This is a genomic window from Pseudomonas sp. HP_12 (genome assembly GCF_055283955.1).
On the sequence record NZ_JBTOQG010000045.1, the window covers coordinates 267,652 to 284,597 of the forward strand.

General features: G+C 62.5%; 13 protein-coding genes. 12 read left to right on the forward strand and 1 reads right to left on the reverse strand.

Annotated features, from left to right (window positions below; genetic code table 11):
• Positions 1–55: 55 nt before the first annotated feature.
• Positions 56–1,420 carry a formimidoylglutamate deiminase gene (locus tag ACYASU_RS21430; protein WP_463583967.1) on the reverse strand — a complete coding sequence of 455 codons (1,365 nt, stop codon included), beginning with the start codon at positions 1,418–1,420 and terminating at the stop codon, positions 56–58.
• A 190-nt stretch (positions 1,421–1,610) separates the two neighbouring features.
• Between ACYASU_RS21430 and hutC the strand changes: the two genes are divergently transcribed.
• The 12 genes from hutC (at position 1,611) to hutI (ending at position 16,933) form a co-directional block, all read left to right on the forward strand.
• The gene (gene hutC / locus ACYASU_RS21435) at positions 1,611–2,321 is read left to right on the forward strand and encodes a histidine utilization repressor (protein WP_192171477.1); all 711 of its coding nucleotides are present in this window, start codon (positions 1,611–1,613) and stop codon (positions 2,319–2,321) included.
• Entirely contained in the window at positions 2,318–2,911 is a 594-nt protein-coding gene (locus ACYASU_RS21440; protein WP_463583968.1) for a HutD/Ves family protein, read from the forward strand. The genes hutC and ACYASU_RS21440 overlap by 4 nt, the downstream gene beginning before the upstream one ends.
• A 54-nt stretch (positions 2,912–2,965) precedes the next feature.
• Positions 2,966–4,144: a Na+/H+ antiporter NhaA gene (gene nhaA, locus ACYASU_RS21445; protein WP_463583969.1), complete on the forward strand. Its 1,179-nt coding sequence runs from the start codon at positions 2,966–2,968 to the stop codon at positions 4,142–4,144.
• Positions 4,145–4,636: 492 nt separating this feature from the next.
• Positions 4,637–6,334: a urocanate hydratase gene (gene hutU / locus ACYASU_RS21450; protein ID WP_346629417.1), complete on the forward strand. Its 1,698-nt coding sequence runs from the start codon at positions 4,637–4,639 to the stop codon at positions 6,332–6,334.
• Positions 6,335–6,507: 173 nt separating this feature from the next.
• Complete coding sequence (locus ACYASU_RS21455) at positions 6,508–7,977, forward strand: purine-cytosine permease family protein (protein ID WP_463583970.1); 1,470 nt, start codon at positions 6,508–6,510, stop codon at positions 7,975–7,977.
• 139 nt (positions 7,978–8,116) lie between these two features.
• Positions 8,117–9,082 carry an ABC transporter substrate-binding protein gene (locus ACYASU_RS21460; RefSeq protein ID WP_463583971.1) on the forward strand — a complete coding sequence of 322 codons (966 nt, stop codon included), beginning with the start codon at positions 8,117–8,119 and terminating at the stop codon, positions 9,080–9,082.
• A gap of 93 nt (positions 9,083–9,175) precedes the next feature.
• A complete protein-coding gene (locus ACYASU_RS21465) occupies positions 9,176–10,027 on the forward strand; it encodes an ABC transporter permease (protein WP_037016142.1) in 852 nt (283 codons plus the stop codon).
• Positions 10,024–10,908 carry a quaternary amine ABC transporter ATP-binding protein gene (locus tag ACYASU_RS21470; protein WP_244655849.1) on the forward strand — a complete coding sequence of 295 codons (885 nt, stop codon included), beginning with the start codon at positions 10,024–10,026 and terminating at the stop codon, positions 10,906–10,908. Before ACYASU_RS21465 ends, ACYASU_RS21470 begins: the two co-directional genes overlap by 4 nt.
• 13 nt (positions 10,909–10,921) lie before the next feature.
• A complete protein-coding gene (gene hutH, locus ACYASU_RS21475) occupies positions 10,922–12,571 on the forward strand; it encodes a histidine ammonia-lyase (RefSeq protein WP_463583972.1) in 1,650 nt (549 codons plus the stop codon).
• Positions 12,568–14,118, forward strand: coding sequence for a histidine ammonia-lyase (gene hutH / locus ACYASU_RS21480; RefSeq protein WP_442969452.1), 1,551 nt, complete (start codon positions 12,568–12,570; stop codon positions 14,116–14,118). The genes hutH (ACYASU_RS21475) and hutH (ACYASU_RS21480) overlap by 4 nt, the downstream gene beginning before the upstream one ends.
• Before the next feature lie 187 nt (positions 14,119–14,305).
• A complete protein-coding gene (locus tag ACYASU_RS21485; protein WP_463583973.1) occupies positions 14,306–15,700 on the forward strand; it encodes an amino acid permease in 1,395 nt (464 codons plus the stop codon).
• A 27-nt stretch (positions 15,701–15,727) separates the two neighbouring features.
• The gene (hutI, locus tag ACYASU_RS21490; RefSeq protein ID WP_463583974.1) at positions 15,728–16,933 is read left to right on the forward strand and encodes an imidazolonepropionase; all 1,206 of its coding nucleotides are present in this window, start codon (positions 15,728–15,730) and stop codon (positions 16,931–16,933) included.
• Positions 16,934–16,946 lie beyond the last annotated feature (13 nt).

Here is a 16,946-nt window from a genome sequence, read left to right on the forward strand (position 1 = left end):
AAAATTGTGGGAGCGAGCTTGCTCGCGAAGGGGCCCTTTGCCTCTGCACACATGTTCAGCCCAGCAATTCCCTCAGCACCTGAGCGAACGCACGGCTGCTCTGCCCTTCATCGGCATGGTGGCCGTCGCGGATCACCCAGCGGCCATTGACCATCACATCCTTGATCTGACGATCACTCCCGGCGAACAGCCAGCGATTGAGAATGGCATCGCCAGACGCCGTTGCCAGATAAGGGTCATTGCCATCCAGCACCAGCCAGTCGGCCCGTTTGCCCACTTCCAGCGCACCTACCGGTTGGCCCATCGCTTGGGCACCGCCCACCAGCGCCGCGTCGTATAGCGTGCGCCCGACCATCGGCTGATCAGGCCGGTACAGGCGGTTACGGCGCTGATCGCGCAGACGCTGACCGTATTCGAGCCAGCGCAGCTCTTCGACCACGCTCAGCGACACATGGCTATCAGAGCCGATACCCCAGCGCCCGCCCTGAGCGATGTAATCCACCGCCGGGAAAATCCCGTCGCCCAGGTTCGCTTCGGTGGTCAGGCACAATCCCGCGATCGCACGACTTTTCGCCATCAACGCCACTTCGTCAGGCTCGGCATGGGTCGCATGAACCAGGCACCAGCGCGCGTCGACATCGACGTTTTCATACAGCCACTGCAATGGCCGGCGACCGCTCCAGTCCAGGCAATCGTCGACTTCCTTTTGCTGCTCGGCGATATGAATGTGGATCGGGCAATGGGTGTCGCTGGCGGCCGTCACGTCACTGATCTGCTGCGGCGTCACGGCGCGCAATGAGTGAAAGCAAAGCCCCAGCGCCTGGGCAGGTTGGGTGGTGATGACGGGCTTAAGACGTGCTTGCAGGTCCAGGTAACTGTCGGTGCTGTTGATGAATCGGCGCTGTCCTTCGTTCGGGTTCAGGCCGCCGAAACCGGAGTGGCTGTAGAGCACCGGCAACAGGGTCATGCCGATGCCGACCGAACTCGCCGCCTGGCTGACCTGCAGCGCCAGCTCGGCGGGGTCGGCGTAGGGCTTGCCGGTGGTGTCCTGATGGACGTAGTGAAACTCCGCAACCGAAGTAAAACCGCCCTTGAGCATTTCGATGTACAGCTGGCGCGCGATGACGCCGAGCTGCTGCGGGCTGATCTGCCCGACGAGGCGATACATCAGGTCGCGCCAGGTCCAGAAACTGTCATTGGGATTGCCGGCCACTTCCGCGAGGCCCGCCATGGCACGCTGAAAGGCGTGGGAGTGCAGATTGGGCATGCCCGGCACGACCGGCCCGTTGAGCAGCTCGGCGCCAGCGCGTTCGGCATCGGCTTGAACTTGGCTCAGCAGGCCATCGGCGCTGACCTCGAAACGAACGTTATTGGCCCAGCCGGTGGGCAATAGCGCGCGTTCGGCAAAGAAAACGGACATGACTCGGCACCCCTTGCGTGAAATTGTCTATACATATACAGACGTTTATACGGCCGGTAAACTGCGCCGCGCTTGTCGGCACACCTGTTAATGGTTAGCGTGGACGCTGTAACCTCTTTCGCCTGAATAACGCCATAACAAGGATTTCTCTGTGCCGACTCCGCCTGCCAATTTGCCGCTGGCCTCCCAGATGGGTGACAGTCCGGCGCCGCTGTACGCCAGGGTGAAGCACATGATCACCCAACAGATTCAGAACGGCACCTGGCCGCCACACCACCGCGTGCCGTCCGAGAGCGAACTGGTGACGCAACTGGGCTTCAGCCGCATGACCATCAATCGTGCCCTGCGCGAGATGACCGCCGAAGGGCTGTTGGTGCGCATGCAGGGCGTCGGCACCTTCGTCGCCGAGCCCAAGACCCAATCGGCACTGTTCGAAGTGCACAACATCGCCGATGAGATCGCCGCCCGCGGACATACCCACACCTGCCAGGTGATCATCCTCACGGAAGAAGCCGCTGGTTCCGAACGCGCGCTGGCGCTGGACATGCGTGAAGGCCAGCGAGTGTTTCATTCGCTGATCGTGCATTTCGAAAACGATATCCCCGTGCAAATCGAGGACCGTTTCGTTAACGCCCTCGTCGCGCCGGACTACCTGCAGCAGGATTTCACCCAACAAACGCCCTACGCCTATCTGTCTCAGGTCGCGCCGCTGACCGAAGGCGAGCACGTGGTTGAGGCGATTCTCGCCGAACCCGACGAGTGCACATTGCTACAGATCGAGAAGGGCGAGCCGTGCCTGCTGGTGCGTCGGCGCACCTGGTCCGGGCGCCAACCGGTGACTGCCGCCCGCCTGATTCATCCCGGCTCACGCCACCGGCTGGAAGGACGCTTCAGCAAATGACTCAACTGACTGTTCTGCGCGCTGCTGACTACCCGCGCATGCCCTGGAAAAACGGCGGCGGCAGCACCGAGGAAATCACTCGCGATGCCGGCGAAGGCCTGGAGGGTTTCGGCTGGCGGCTGTCGATTGCCGACATCGGTGAGTCGGGCGGCTTTTCGGTGTTCGCCGGTTATCAGCGCATCATCACGGTGCTGCAAGGCGCAGGCATGACGCTGAACATCGATGGCAAGGACAGCGAGCCACTGCTGCCGTCCGATCCGTTCGCGTTCAGCGGCGACAGCGCAGTGTCATGCACGCTGCTCGACGGCCCGATACGCGACTTCAACCTGATTTACTCGCCCGTCCGCTACCGCGCGCGCCTGCAGTGGATCGACGTGATGCAGCCGCAGCGGTTTTTCAGTTCGGCCAACATGTTCGTGGTATTCAGCGCGGCCGAGCAGATGGCCGCCAATGTCGGCGAGCATCCGCCGCAACGGCTGGAAAAACACGATTGCCTGCAATTGGACAACGCTGCAGGCGGGCTGCTGGAGGTTGTGCTCTACGCCCCTCGCGCCAGTCGCGTGTGCGTGATCGAGTTGTCACGCGTCTGAGTCCCGCCGTCCCTGTGGTAGATTGCGTTTTTTTTCGCCAGCACAGGGACGACCATGACGACGCTCAACAACAATAAAGAAAGCCCCCGAGCCCTCGCCATTCTTGCCAGTTTTCTTTCATCGGAGTCGGCAGGCGGCCTTGTGCTGATGGGCGCTGCCCTCGCGGCAATCATCGTTGCCAACTCCCCCCTCGCCCCCTCGTATTTCGCCGCACTGCACAGTGTGTGGGGCGGGCTGTCCATCGAGCTGTGGATCAACGACGGGCTGATGGCGATCTTCTTTCTCATGGTCGGTCTGGAAATCAAACGCGAAGTGTTGGCCGGTGGCCTTGCCACATGGGGTCAGCGCGCGCTTCCCGGTTTTGCGGCAGCGGGCGGCATGCTGGTGCCGGCGCTGATCTATATCGGCATCAACATGGGCAACGCCGAAACCCTGAGCGGCTGGGCAATTCCTGCGGCCACCGATATCGCCTTCGCTCTCGGCGTGCTTTCGTTGCTGGGCAAGCGGGTGCCGACGTCGTTAAAGGTGTTTCTGGCCGCACTGGCGATTCTCGATGACCTGGGCGCCGTCACTATCATCGCTCTGTTCTACAGCAGCGGCCTGAACATGCCGATGCTCGGTGCCTCCTTCGCGACGCTGGCCGTGCTGGTGATCATGAACCGCATGGGCGTGCAGCGATTGCTGCCGTACCTGCTGCTCGGTCTGCTGTTGTGGTTCTTCGTGTTGCAATCCGGCGTGCACGCGACGTTGGCTGGTGTAGCGCTGGCGCTGTGCATTCCGCTGGGCACGCCCAAGGAAGAAGCCCGCTCGCCGCTGCTGTTCCTTGAAGAAAAAATGCACTACTGGGTGGCGTTCGCGGTGGTGCCGATTTTCGGCTTCGCCAACGCGGGCGTGTCCCTGTCGGGCATCACCCTCGGCAATCTGGTCGATCCAGTGCCGCTTGGGGTGGCACTGGGGTTGTTCGTCGGCAAGCAGATCGGCGTGTTTCTCGCAGCCGTGCTGGCGATCCGTTCCGGCCTGGCAACCCTGCCAGAAGGCAGCAACTGGCCGCAGCTGTATGGCGTGGCCCTGCTCTGCGGGATCGGGTTCACCATGAGCCTGTTCATTGGCAACCTGGCCTTCCCGGGCGCCGCGCATCTGATCGATGAAGTGAAAGTGGGCGTGTTGCTGGGTTCGATCGCGTCGGCGCTTGCCGGGGTGTGGCTGTTGCGCAGCAAGCTCGCGCAGCACTGATTAGCACTGAGACTACCCTGATATACCCAGCGCTACCGATCATGTGGGAGTGAGCTTGCTCACGAAGACCGTGTATCAGCCGCAGAGAATTTGGCGGATGTACGGGCCTCTTCGCGAGCAAGCTCGCTCCCACAGGTCAGGTGTCGGCAGCGATATCTGCACACGACGTTCTGTTACCCAATTCGCGCACTGAGCTGGGGCGTTCGCACCGAAAAGTAACAATTTCCTTCGTTTCATCTTCTTTGCATCCGTAACCCTCCTTGCACCTGAAATCTTGGCAAGCCCGACGCAGAGCGGGCCAACGGGATTTCTGCACCTGCAAAACCAACATTGGCCCCTTGGTTGCATATGCTTGTATGTACAAGTAAGCATGAGTCGATAAAAGGCGTCCACGCCCGGTTCGGATCACAGCAGCGACGCTCATGCAGAACTTATTCCCACATTCGTCACGGACCCCGCGTCCCGGCCGGATTGATCATCGAGGATTGTTAAGTGACTACTGACCACAACACCCCTGCTCAGCAATGGACCAAACGCCGCGATGTGGAAATCCGCGCAGCCCGTGGCACTCAGCTGACGGCCAAGAGCTGGATGACCGAGGCACCGTTGAGGATGTTGATGAACAACCTCGACCCGGAAGTCGCCGAGAACCCGAACGAACTGGTGGTCTATGGCGGTATCGGTCGTGCAGCGCGCAACTGGGAATGCTACGACAAGATCGTCGAAAGCCTGACGAACCTGAATGACGACGAAACCCTGCTGGTGCAATCCGGCAAGCCGGTCGGCGTGTTCAAGACCCACAGCAACGCACCGCGCGTACTGATCGCCAACTCCAACCTGGTGCCGCACTGGGCGAGCTGGGAGCATTTCAACGAACTGGACGCCAAAGGCCTGGCGATGTACGGCCAGATGACCGCCGGCAGCTGGATCTACATCGGCAGCCAGGGCATCGTTCAGGGCACCTACGAAACCTTCGTCGAGGCCGGTCGCCAGCATTACGACGGCAATCTTAAAGGCCGTTGGGTGTTGACCGCAGGCCTTGGCGGCATGGGCGGCGCACAGCCGCTGGCCGCCGGCATGGCGGGCGCCTGCTCGCTGAACATCGAATGCCAGCAGAGCCGCATCGATTTCCGCCTGAAAACCCGTTACGTCGACGAGCAAGCCACTGACCTCGACGACGCCCTCGCCCGCATCGCCAAATACACCGCCGAAGGCAAGGCGATCTCCATCGCCCTGTGCGGCAACGCCGCCGAGATCCTCCCGGAAATGGTCCGCCGTGGCGTGCGCCCGGACATGGTTACCGACCAGACCAGCGCCCATGACCCGCTCAATGGCTACCTGCCAAAAGGCTGGACCTGGGAGCAGTACCGCGAGCGCGCCGCCACCGAGCCTGCCGCTGTGGTCAAGGCCGCCAAGCAGTCCATGGCCGAGCACGTCGAGGCCATGCTGGCGTTCCAGAAAATGGGCGTGCCGACGTTCGACTACGGCAACAACATCCGTCAAATGGCGAAGGAAGTCGGCGTGACCCACGCCTTCGATTTCCCCGGTTTCGTGCCCGCTTACATTCGTCCGCTGTTTTGCCGTGGCGTCGGTCCATTCCGCTGGGCCGCGCTGTCGGGCAATCCTGAAGACATCTACAAGACCGACGCCAAAGTCAAAGAGCTGATCCCGGACGACGCGCACCTGCACAACTGGCTGGACATGGCCCGTGAGCGCATCAGCTTCCAGGGTCTGCCGGCACGTATCTGCTGGGTCGGGCTGGGTCAGCGCGCCAAGCTGGGCCTGGCGTTCAACGAAATGGTCCGCAGCGGCGAGCTGTCGGCGCCGGTTGTCATCGGTCGCGATCACCTGGACTCCGGCTCCGTCGCCAGCCCGAACCGCGAGACTGAATCGATGCAGGACGGCTCCGACGCCGTGTCCGACTGGCCACTGCTCAACGCCCTGCTCAACACCGCGAGCGGCGCGACCTGGGTCTCGTTGCACCATGGCGGCGGCGTCGGCATGGGCTTCTCGCAGCACTCGGGCATGGTCATCGTCTGCGACGGCACCGATGAAGCCGCCGAGCGCATCGCCCGCGTCCTGCACAACGACCCGGCCACCGGTGTGATGCGTCATGCCGATGCGGGTTATCAGATCGCGATCGACTGCGCCAAAGAGCAGGGTCTGAACCTGCCGATGATCAATAACTGATCAATGCCCGGGTTGCTCGCAGCCCATGTGGGAGCGAGCTTGCTCGCGAATGCTTAGGCCCAGACGCAGGTGATGCGTCGTCTGTACCGGCCTCTTCGCGAGCAAGCTCACTCCTACAGAGGGATGCATTCTGCAGTTACGCGTGCCGACACTCGCTTGAGGGGATGTTTGAGATGGCTGTTCCAGATGATCGTGCTGCACCTGCTTCCGTGATCGAGCGGCGTTCGATCGATTACATCCCTGATGCCGAACGACACGGTCGTCTGTTCAGCCAGTTCACCCTATGGCTGGGCGCCAACCTGCAGATCACCGCGATTGTCACCGGGGCCCTGGCCGTGGTGCTGGGCGGCGATGTGTTCTGGTCGTTGATCGGGCTGTTCATCGGTCAGCTCATCGGCGGTGGCGTCATGGCGCTCCACGCGGCACAAGGACCGAAGCTCGGCCTGCCGCAGATGATTTCCAGCCGGGTGCAGTTCGGCGTCTACGGCGCGGTAATTCCGCTGGTGCTGGTGTGCCTGATGTACATCGGGTTTTCCGCCAGCGGCTCGCTGCTCGCAGGCCAGGCGGTGGCGCAACTGATTAACGTGCCGGACTGGCAGGGCGTGGTCATCTTCGCCGCCGCCATCGTGGTACTGACCATTCTGGGCTACCGGGTCATCCACATGATCGGCCGTGTCGCCAGCCTCATCGGCGTGATTGCCTTCGTCTATCTGTTCGCCGCGCTGCTGGCGGGCAACGACGTAGGCGCGCTGCTGGGCAACAAGCACTTCTCGCTGAGCAGTTTCCTGCTGGCGATTTCCCTATCGGCGTCCTGGCAGATCGCTTTCGGCCCTTACGTCGCGGACTACTCGCGCTACCTGCCGCGCAGCACGTCGGCTGGCAAAACCTTCTGGGCGGTGGGCTTGGGTTCGGTGATCGGCGCGCAGGCGTCCATGGTCTTCGGCGTGTTCGCGGCGGCGCTGGCCGGCAAGAACTTCGCCCATCACGAGGTCTCGTTCATCGTCGGCCTCGGCGGGACCGGCGCGGTGGCCGCCGCGCTGTATTTCAGCATCGCGTTCGGCAAGGTGACCATCACCACGCTCAACGCCTACGGCAGCTTCATGTCCATTGCCACCATCGTCAGCGGCTTTCGCGGCAACCGGCACATCTCCAGCGCGCTGCGGCTGACGTACATCTTCGCCATGGTCGGCATCGCGACGGCGCTTGCGCTGCTGGGCAAGGACTCGTTTCTCAAGGACTTCTCGGCCTTCATCCTGTTTCTGCTGGCGTTCTTCACGCCGTGGAGCGCGATCAATCTGGTGGATTTCTACTGCATCACCAAAGAGCGCTACGACATTCCCGCGCTGTCGGACCCGAACGGTCGCTATGGCCGCTGGAACGGGATGGGCATCGGGATTTACGTGGTGGGCGTGCTGATTCAGATGCCGTTCATTTCCACGCATTTTTACACCGGGCCGCTGGTGGCGAGCCTCGATGACACCGACATCTCGTGGATCATCGGCCTCATCGTGCCGGCTGTGCTGTACTACGTGGCGGCGAAGAGGTGGCCCGGCAAAGTGGCCGATCGCCTGACCCTGCCGACGGATTCGGGGGCGCCTCAGGCAAGTGGCACCGTTGCCCCTGCGCACGTGCCGGTGAACTGACCGTTCGTCCTGCACGTCTGTTGCAGGGGGCATGCTGGAGAGAGAAGCGGGACGAGGCCGACAAGTGCCTCTCCCCACGGCTGGACGCCATCTGTTTTCGTTACTGCCGTCATCCACTACAAGACCGGAGCGTCACTCAATGAACACGAAAAAAGCCCTGCTATCCACGTTGCTCACCGTCGGCGTGCTCGCCAGTGGCGCCAGTCAGGCGGCGGGATGGTGCGAGTCCGGCAAGCCGGTGAAATTCGCCGGCCTGAACTGGGAAAGCGCGATGCTGCTGACCGATGTACTGCAAGTTGTCCTGAACAAGGGTTATGGCTGCGAAACGGACAGCCTGCCGGGCAACTCCATCACCATGGAAAACGCCCTGAGCACCAATGATATTCAAGTGTTTGCCGAAGAGTGGGTCGGTCGCAGCGAAGTGTGGAACAAGGCTGAAGCCGCCGGCAAAGTGGTCGGCGTCGGTTCGCCGGTGAAGGGCGCGGTGGAAGGCTGGTACGTGCCGCGTTACGTGATCGAAGGCGACGCCAAGCGCAAGCTGGCAGCCAAGGCGCCTGACCTGAAGTCCATCGCCGACCTGGGCAAATACTCAGCGCTGTTCAAGGACGCCGAGGAGCCGGAGAAAGGCCGTTTCTATAACTGCCCGGCGGGCTGGACCTGCGAGCTGGAAAACAGCGAGATGCTGAAAAGCTACGGCCTGGAAAGCAAATACACCAACTTCCGCCCAGGCACCGGCCCGGCGCTGGATGCGGCGATTCTGTCCAGCTACAAGCGTGGCGAGCCGATCCTGGCTTACTACTGGTCGCCAACGCCGCTGATGGGCCAGGTGGACATGGTGCGCCTGGAAGAGAAAGACGGCGTGAACAAGACCATCGAGATCAAGGTCGGCCTGTCCAAGGCATTCCACGAGCAGGCGCCTGAACTGGTGTCGGTGATGGAGAAGGTCAACATCCCGATCGACCTGCTCAACCAGAATCTGGCGCGCATGACCAAGGAACGTATCGAGTCGCCGAAGCTGGCGAAGATCTTCCTCAAGGAACACCCGGAAGTGTGGCATCAGTGGGTGAGCGAGGATGCGGCGAAGAAGGTGGATGCTTCGTTGTAAGAGCTCGATCCGGGTGCCGCGCGATCCGGCGGCATCCGAATCGGGCAGCACCTGAGCACGGATCCGCACGCAGTATTTGAATGAGATAACGATATGTTTCCCGAAAGCTTCACGTTCTCCATCGCCGACTGGGTCAATGACTGGGTCGACAAGCTGGTCACCAACTACGGCGACGTGTTCCGGCATATCTCCGACACGCTGCTGTGGGCCATCGTCAAGCTCGAAGGCCTGCTGCGCATTGCGCCGTGGTGGCTGCTGCTGGCCATCGTCGGCCTGATCGCCTGGCACGCGACCCGCAAGATCACCACCACGGTGGTCATCGTCGGCCTGCTGTTCCTGGTCGGTGCCGTGGGCCTGTGGGACAAGCTGATGCAGACCCTGGCGCTGATGCTGGTCGCCACGCTGATCTCGGTGATCATCGGCATACCGCTCGGCATTCTGTCGGCGCGCAGCAATCGCCTGCGCTCGGTGCTGATGCCGCTGCTGGACATCATGCAGACCATGCCCAGCTTCGTGTACCTGATTCCGGTGCTGATGCTGTTTGGCCTGGGCAAGGTCCCGGCGATTTTCGCCACAGTCATCTATGCCGCGCCGCCGCTGATTCGCCTGACCGATCTGGGCATTCGTCAGGTCGATGGCGAGGTTATGGAGGCGATCAACGCGTTCGGCGCCAACCGCTGGCAACAACTGTTCGGCGTGCAGCTGCCCCTGGCCCTGCCGAGCATCATGGCCGGGATCAACCAGACCACGATGATGGCGCTGTCGATGGTGGTGATCGCCTCGATGATCGGTGCCCGCGGTCTGGGCGAAGACGTGCTGGTCGGCATCCAGACCCTCAACGTCGGTCGTGGCCTGGAAGCAGGTTTGGCCATCGTCATCCTGGCGGTCGTGATCGACCGTATTACGCAGGCCTACGGCCGTCCACGGCATGAGGCGAACAAATGAGCGTCGAGACTATTAATCCAGCGAGCTCGGGCAATCCACTGAGCGCGGGCGTTCCAGAGAACACGGGCGGCAAAATCGTCGTCAAGAACGTGTACAAGATCTTCGGCAACCGCGCGAAAGATGCGCTGGCCATGGTGCAGAACAACCAGAGCAAGGATCAGGTCCTGGCGCAGACCGGCTGCGTGGTCGGGGTGAACGACCTGTCGCTGTCCATTTCCAGCGGCGAGATTTTCGTGATCATGGGCCTGTCGGGCTCCGGCAAATCGACCCTGGTGCGCCACTTCAATCGCCTGATCGATCCCACCAGCGGCGAGATCCTGGTCGATGGCGAGAACATCCTGACCTACGACATGGAAGCGCTGCGCAACTTCCGTCGGCACAAGATCAGCATGGTGTTCCAGAGCTTCGGTCTGCTGCCGCACAAGACCGTGATCGATAACGTCGCCTACGGGCTGACCATTCGTGGCGAAAGCAAAGCGCAATGCGCCGAGCGCGCGCAGCACTGGATCACCACGGTGGGCCTGAAGGGCTACGAGAAAAAGTACCCGCATCAGCTTTCCGGCGGCATGCGTCAGCGCGTCGGCCTGGCACGGGCGCTGGCGGCTGACACCGACATCATCCTGATGGACGAAGCGTTCAGCGCACTCGATCCGCTGATTCGCGCCGAGATGCAGGACCAGTTGCTGGAGCTGCAGTCGAGCCTGAAGAAAACCATCGTGTTCATCACCCACGACCTCGACGAAGCGGTGCGCATCGGTAACCGCATCGCCATTCTCAAGGACGGTCGGCTGATTCAGGTTGGCACGCCGAAAGAAATCCTCTACTCGCCCGCCGACGATTACGTTGATCGTTTCGTGCAGCGGCGCGTGGCGACTCTCTAAGGACGCTGTGGTCATGTCGCGAGCAGAACAGATCATCATCGGCGACGGCCCGCTCAGTTGGCGGGACGTGACCGCGGTTGCCCGTCATGGCGCGACGCTGTCGCTGTCGGAAGCCGCCTGGGCGCGGATCGACAATGCCCAGGCGATCGTGCAGCGCATCGTTGCCAGCGGTGAACGCGCCTATGGCGTGAACACCGGCCTCGGCGCGCTGTGCAACGTGTCACTGGCCGACGAGCAGCTTGGCCGACTGTCACGCAACACCCTGCTCAGCCATGCCTGCGGCGTCGGCCCGGCGTTACCGGACGAGCAGACCCGCGCGATCACCTGTGCCGCGATCATCAACTACAGCCAGGGCAAATCCGGGATTCATCGCCAGGTGGTCGAGGCCCTGCTCGCCCTGCTCAATCGACGCATCACCCCGCAAGTGCCGTCCCAGGGCTCGGTGGGATACCTCACGCACATGGCGCACATCGGCGTCGCACTGCTCGGCGTGGGTCAGGTCAGTTACCGCGGCCAAGTGATGTCGGCGCTGCAGGCGCTTAGCGAAGAAGGGCTGTCGCCGGTGGAACTGGGAGCGAAGGACGGTCTGTGTCTGGTCAACGGCACGCCGTGCATGACCGGCCTCAGTTGCCTGGCCGTGGCCGACGTGAATCGCCTGATGCAGTGGGCCGATGTCATCAGCGCCATGACCTTCGAGGGCCTGCGAGGCCAGCTCGACGCTTTTGACGAAACCATCATCGCGCTCAAGCCGCACCCCGGCATGCAGCAAGTCGGCAAAAACCTGCGCGGCCTGCTCGCCGGCAGTGAAGTGCTCGCCAACAGTCAGGGTATCCGCACCCAGGACGCCTTGAGCATCCGTTCGATTCCGCAGGTGCACGGCGCCACCCGCGACCAACTGGCCCACGCCACGCGGCAGATCGAGATCGAGCTCAATTCCGCCACCGACAACCCGCTGCTGCTCGGTACGCCCGACGCGTATCGCGTGGTTTCCCAAGCCAATCCTCACGGCCAGTCCGTGGCGATGGCCGCTGACTTGCTGGCGATTGCCATGGCCGAACTGGGCTCGATTGCCGAGCGGCGCCTGGACCGGCTGATCAACCCCACGGTCAGCGGGCTGCCGGCGTTTCTGGTCAGCCAGCCGGGGGTCAACTCCGGAATGATGATCACCCAATATGTCGCCGCCTCACTGTGCGCGGAAAACCGCCAGCTGGCACAACCGGCGGTCATCGACAACTACGTGACGTCCGGCCTGCAGGAGGATCATCTGAGCATGGGCACCAGCGCCGCCTTGAAGCTGCACAAGGTGCTGGAGAACGTGACGCAGATCCTCGCGATCGAGTATTTGCTGGCCGCCCAGGCGTTCGAGTTCTTCAAGGGCCCGCGCTTTGGCGTTGGCACCGAAGCGGCGTGGCGTCTGTTGCGCGAGCGCGTGCCGGCCTATGACGAAGACCGCTGGCTGGCGCCGGACATCGCCAGCAGCGTGACCCTGCTCAAGAACGAAGAGTCATTGGAAACCGTATTCCAGCGTTGCCGCGACTACGCGGCAGGCGCTAATCCCGACACCGACAACAACGGTCGCAGCGCAAGCGCCCCTCGTGCAGGACAGGCAGGAGCCGGTTCAGCGCAGACGACCGATACCCAATCAGGAGTAGCAGCATCGTGACCGACACCCAACAGGCGACCCCGCTGAATCTGATCCCCGGCCAATTGAGCCTCGCCCAGCTGCGCGCGATTTATCAGCGGCCCGTCACGCTGACACTCGACACCAGCGCCAATCGGCAGATCGAAGACAGCGTGGCCTGCGTCGAGCAGATCCTCGCCGAAAATCGCACCGCCTACGGCATCAACACCGGTTTCGGCCTGCTCGCCTCGACGCGCATCGCCAGCGCCGACCTCGAAAACCTGCAGCGTTCGCTGGTGCTGTCTCACGCCGCGGGCGTTGGTCAGCCGATCAGCGATGAGCTGGTCCGTTTGATCATGGTGCTCAAGGTCAACAGCCTGAGCCGGGGTTTCTCCGGGATTCGCCGTCAGGTCATCGACGCGCTGATCGCGCTGATCAACGCCGAGGTTTACCCGCACATCCCGCTCAAGGGTTCAGTCGGCGCATCCGGCGACCTCGCGCCATTGGCGCACATGTCGCTGGTGCTGCTGGGCGAAGGCAAGGCGCGCTACAAGGGCGAATGGCTGAATGCCGTGGAAGCGCTGGCCATCGCCGGGCTCACGCCATTGACGCTGGCGGCCAAAGAAGGCTTGGCGCTGCTCAACGGCACGCAGGTGTCTACGGCCTATGCCTTGCGCGGCCTGTTCGAAGCCGAAGACCTGTTCGCCGGCGCCCTCAGCTGCGGCGCGCTGACCGTTGAAGCCGTGCTTGGCTCCCGCGCACCCTTCGACGCACGTATTCATGCGGCACGGGGTCAGCGCGGCCAGATCGACTCGGCTGCGGCCTATCGCGATCTGCTTGGCGACGGCAGCCAGGTCTCCGACTCCCACCGCGACTGCGACAAGGTTCAGGACCCCTACTCTCTGCGCTGCCAGCCACAGGTCATGGGCGCCTGCCTGACCCAACTGCGTCAGGCCGCCGAAGTGCTGGCGATCGAATCCAACGCAGTGTCGGACAACCCGCTGGTGTTCGCGGCCGAAGGTGAAGTGATTTCCGGTGGTAACTTCCACGCCGAACCGGTTGCCATGGCCGCCGACAACATCGCTTTGGCCATCGCTGAAATCGGCTCGCTGAGCGAACGCCGCATCTCGCTGATGATGGACAAGCACATGTCGCAGCTGCCGCCGTTCCTGGTGGCCAACGGCGGCGTCAACTCCGGCTTCATGATTGCCCAGGTCACGGCTGCAGCGCTGGCCAGTGAAAACAAGGCCCTGTCCCACCCGCACAGCGTCGACAGCCTGCCGACGTCCGCCAACCAGGAAGACCATGTGTCGATGGCGCCCGCCGCCGGCAAGCGCTTGTGGGAAATGGCGGAGAACACTCGCGGCGTGCTGGCTGTAGAATGGCTGGCTGCGTGTCAGGGTCTGGACTTGCGCAACGGTCTGAAGACCTCCGAAAAACTGGAAATCGCCCGCACCACGCTGCGCGGCAAAGTCCCGTTCTACGAGAAAGACCGCTTCTTCGCCCCTGATATCGAGGCCGCCATCGAGCTGCTGGCTTCCAACTGCCTGAGCGACCTGGTTTCTGCTGACCTGCTGCCGAGCTTCTGATCGGGACAGGCCAGGGATGGCCTGTCGTTGAAATGAGTGGGGGGATTACCCCCTGTAGGAATGAGCTTGCTCGCGATGCAATAGGTCAGAAACGCATTTACCGTCTGACACACCGCAATCGCGAGCAAGCTCACGCCTACAAAAGCCTCTCGTTTCGCAGCAAAAAGTAAGACTAGGAACGTGTGAAATGACATCGCAAAACGCTACAGATCTGAAACGCGGGCTCAGCGCGCGTCACATTCGCTTCATGGCGCTGGGCTCGGCCATCGGCACCGGGTTGTTCTACGGTTCCGCGTCGGCCATCAAACTGGCCGGTCCCGCCGTTCTGCTGGTGTACATCATCGCCGGCGCTGCGGTTTACATGGTCATGCGCGCTCTCGGCGAGATGGCAGTGCGCAACCCGGTCTCCGGCTCGTTTGGCGAGTACGCCACCACGTATCTGGGTCCGCTCGCAGGGTTTGTCCTCGGCTGGACCTATGCCTTCGAAATGGTCATCGTCTGCCTGGCCGATGTCACTGCGTTCGGCATCTACATGGGCTTCTGGTTTCCCGAGGTGCCGCGCTGGATCTGGGTGCTCGGCATCGTCTTTCTGATCGGCGCGCTGAACCTGTGCAGCGTCAAAGTGTTCGGTGAAACGGAGTTCTGGCTGTCGCTGCTGAAGGTCGGCGCAATCATCGCGATGATCCTCGCCGGCTTCGGCATCATGCTGTTCGGACTCGGCTCGGTCTCGGGCGGCGGCGTCAGCAGCGTGAGCAATCTATGGGCCTACGGCGGCTTCATGCCCAATGGCATCGGTGGCCTCGTGGCCTCGCTGGCCGTGGTGATGTTCGCCTTCGGCGGCATCGAAATCATCGGCATCACCGCCGGCGAAGCGCGCAACCCGGAGCGCGTGATTCCTCGCGCGATCAACGCGGTGCCGTTGCGGATTCTGCTGTTTTACGTGCTCACGCTGTTCGTCCTGATGTCCCTGTATCCGTGGCAGCAGATCGGCAGCCAGGGCAGCCCGTTCGTCCAGATCTTCGATCACCTGGGGATTTCCTCCGCCGCCACCGTCCTCAACATCGTAGTCATCACTGCCGCGGTTTCGGCGATCAACAGCGACATCTTCGGCGCCGGACGCATGATGTACGGCCTGGCGATACAAGGTCAGGCGCCCAGGGGTTTTGCTCAGTTGTCCGCCCAGGGCGTGCCCTGGATGACCGTGCTGGTGATGGGCGTCGCGCTGCTCTGCGGCGTTGTGCTGAATTACCTGATTCCTGAAAACGTGTTCCTGCTGATCGCCTCGATCGCGACTTTCGCGACGGTCTGGGTGTGGCTGATGATTCTGGTCACGCAGATCGCCATGCGCCGCTCGATGAGCGCAGAAGAAGTCGCCCAGCTGAAATTCCCGGTGCCGTTCTGGCCCGTCGCGCCGATTGTTGCCACGTTGTTCATGGTGTTCGTGTTCGGCGTGCTGGGTTATTTCCCGGACAGCCAGGCCGCGCTGGTGGTAGGAGCGGTGTGGATCGGGTTGCTGGTGGTTGCGTACTGGATTTGGGTGAAGCCGAAGCAGAACCTGATCAAGGCCCCATCGAATAGCTGATTAATTGACCCACTCTTGGAGAGATCGATGAAAACGCTCTGGCACCACTGTCACGCAGCAACCATGGCGAACGGCACGTACTCGATCATCGAGGACGCCGCCATCGTGACCGATGCAGCGCAGATCGTCTGGATCGGTCCTCTCCACGCGCTGCCGGACCAGGGCGACGTCAAGCGCGTCGACCTGAATGGCGCGTGGGTCACGCCAGGCCTGATCGATTGCCACACGCACACGGTGTTCGGCGGCAATCGAAGCGGCGAGTTCGAGCAGCGTCTGCAGGGCGTCAGTTACGCGAAAATCGCGGCAGCGGGCGGCGGCATTGCCAGCACCGTGCGCGCCACCCGCGCCGCCAGCGAAGAAGAACTCTACGCCAGCGCTGAACGTCGTCTGCTGCACTTGCTCAGGGACGGCGTCACCACGATCGAGATGAAATCCGGCTACGGCCTGGACCTCGCCAGCGAACGCAAAATCCTGCGGGTGATTCGACAACTGGGTGAAAACCTGCCGGTCACCGTGCGCAGCACCTGCCTGGCCGCCCATGCCCTGCCGCCGGAATACAAAGACCGCGCCGACGACTACATCGCCCACATCTGCAGCGAAATGCTGCCGGCGCTGGCGGCGGAAAACCTGGTGGATGCGGTCGATGCATTCTGCGAATACCTGGCGTTCTCGCCGGCCCAGGTCGAACAGGTGTTCATCACCGCCGGCCAGCTGGGCCTGCCGGTCAAGCTGCACGCCGAGCAGTTATCTTCGCTGCACGGCTCGAGTCTGGCGGCGCGTTATCAAGCGCTGTCGGCTGACCATCTGGAGTTCATGACCGAAGAAGACGCCATTGCGATGGCGGCCTCAGGTACGGTCGCTGTATTGCTGCCAGGGGCGTTCTACTTCCTGCGCGAAACTCAATTGCCGCCGATGGATGCCCTGCGCAAACACGGGGTGAAGATCGCCATTTCCACCGATCTCAATCCGGGCACGTCGCCGGGTCTGTCGCTGCGGCTGATGCTGAACATGGCCTGCACACTGTTCCGCATGACGCCGGAAGAAGCCCTGGCCGGCGCAACTGTCCACGCAGCACAGGCGCTGGGCATGGCTGAGACCCATGGCTCACTGGAAGTTGGCAAAACGGCGGATTTCGTCGCCTGGCACATCGAACGGCCCGCCGACCTCGCCTACTGGCTGGGCGGCGATCTGGACAAACGCGTCGTGCGTCATGGCGTGGAACGCACTCTCTAATCAGGGGAATACT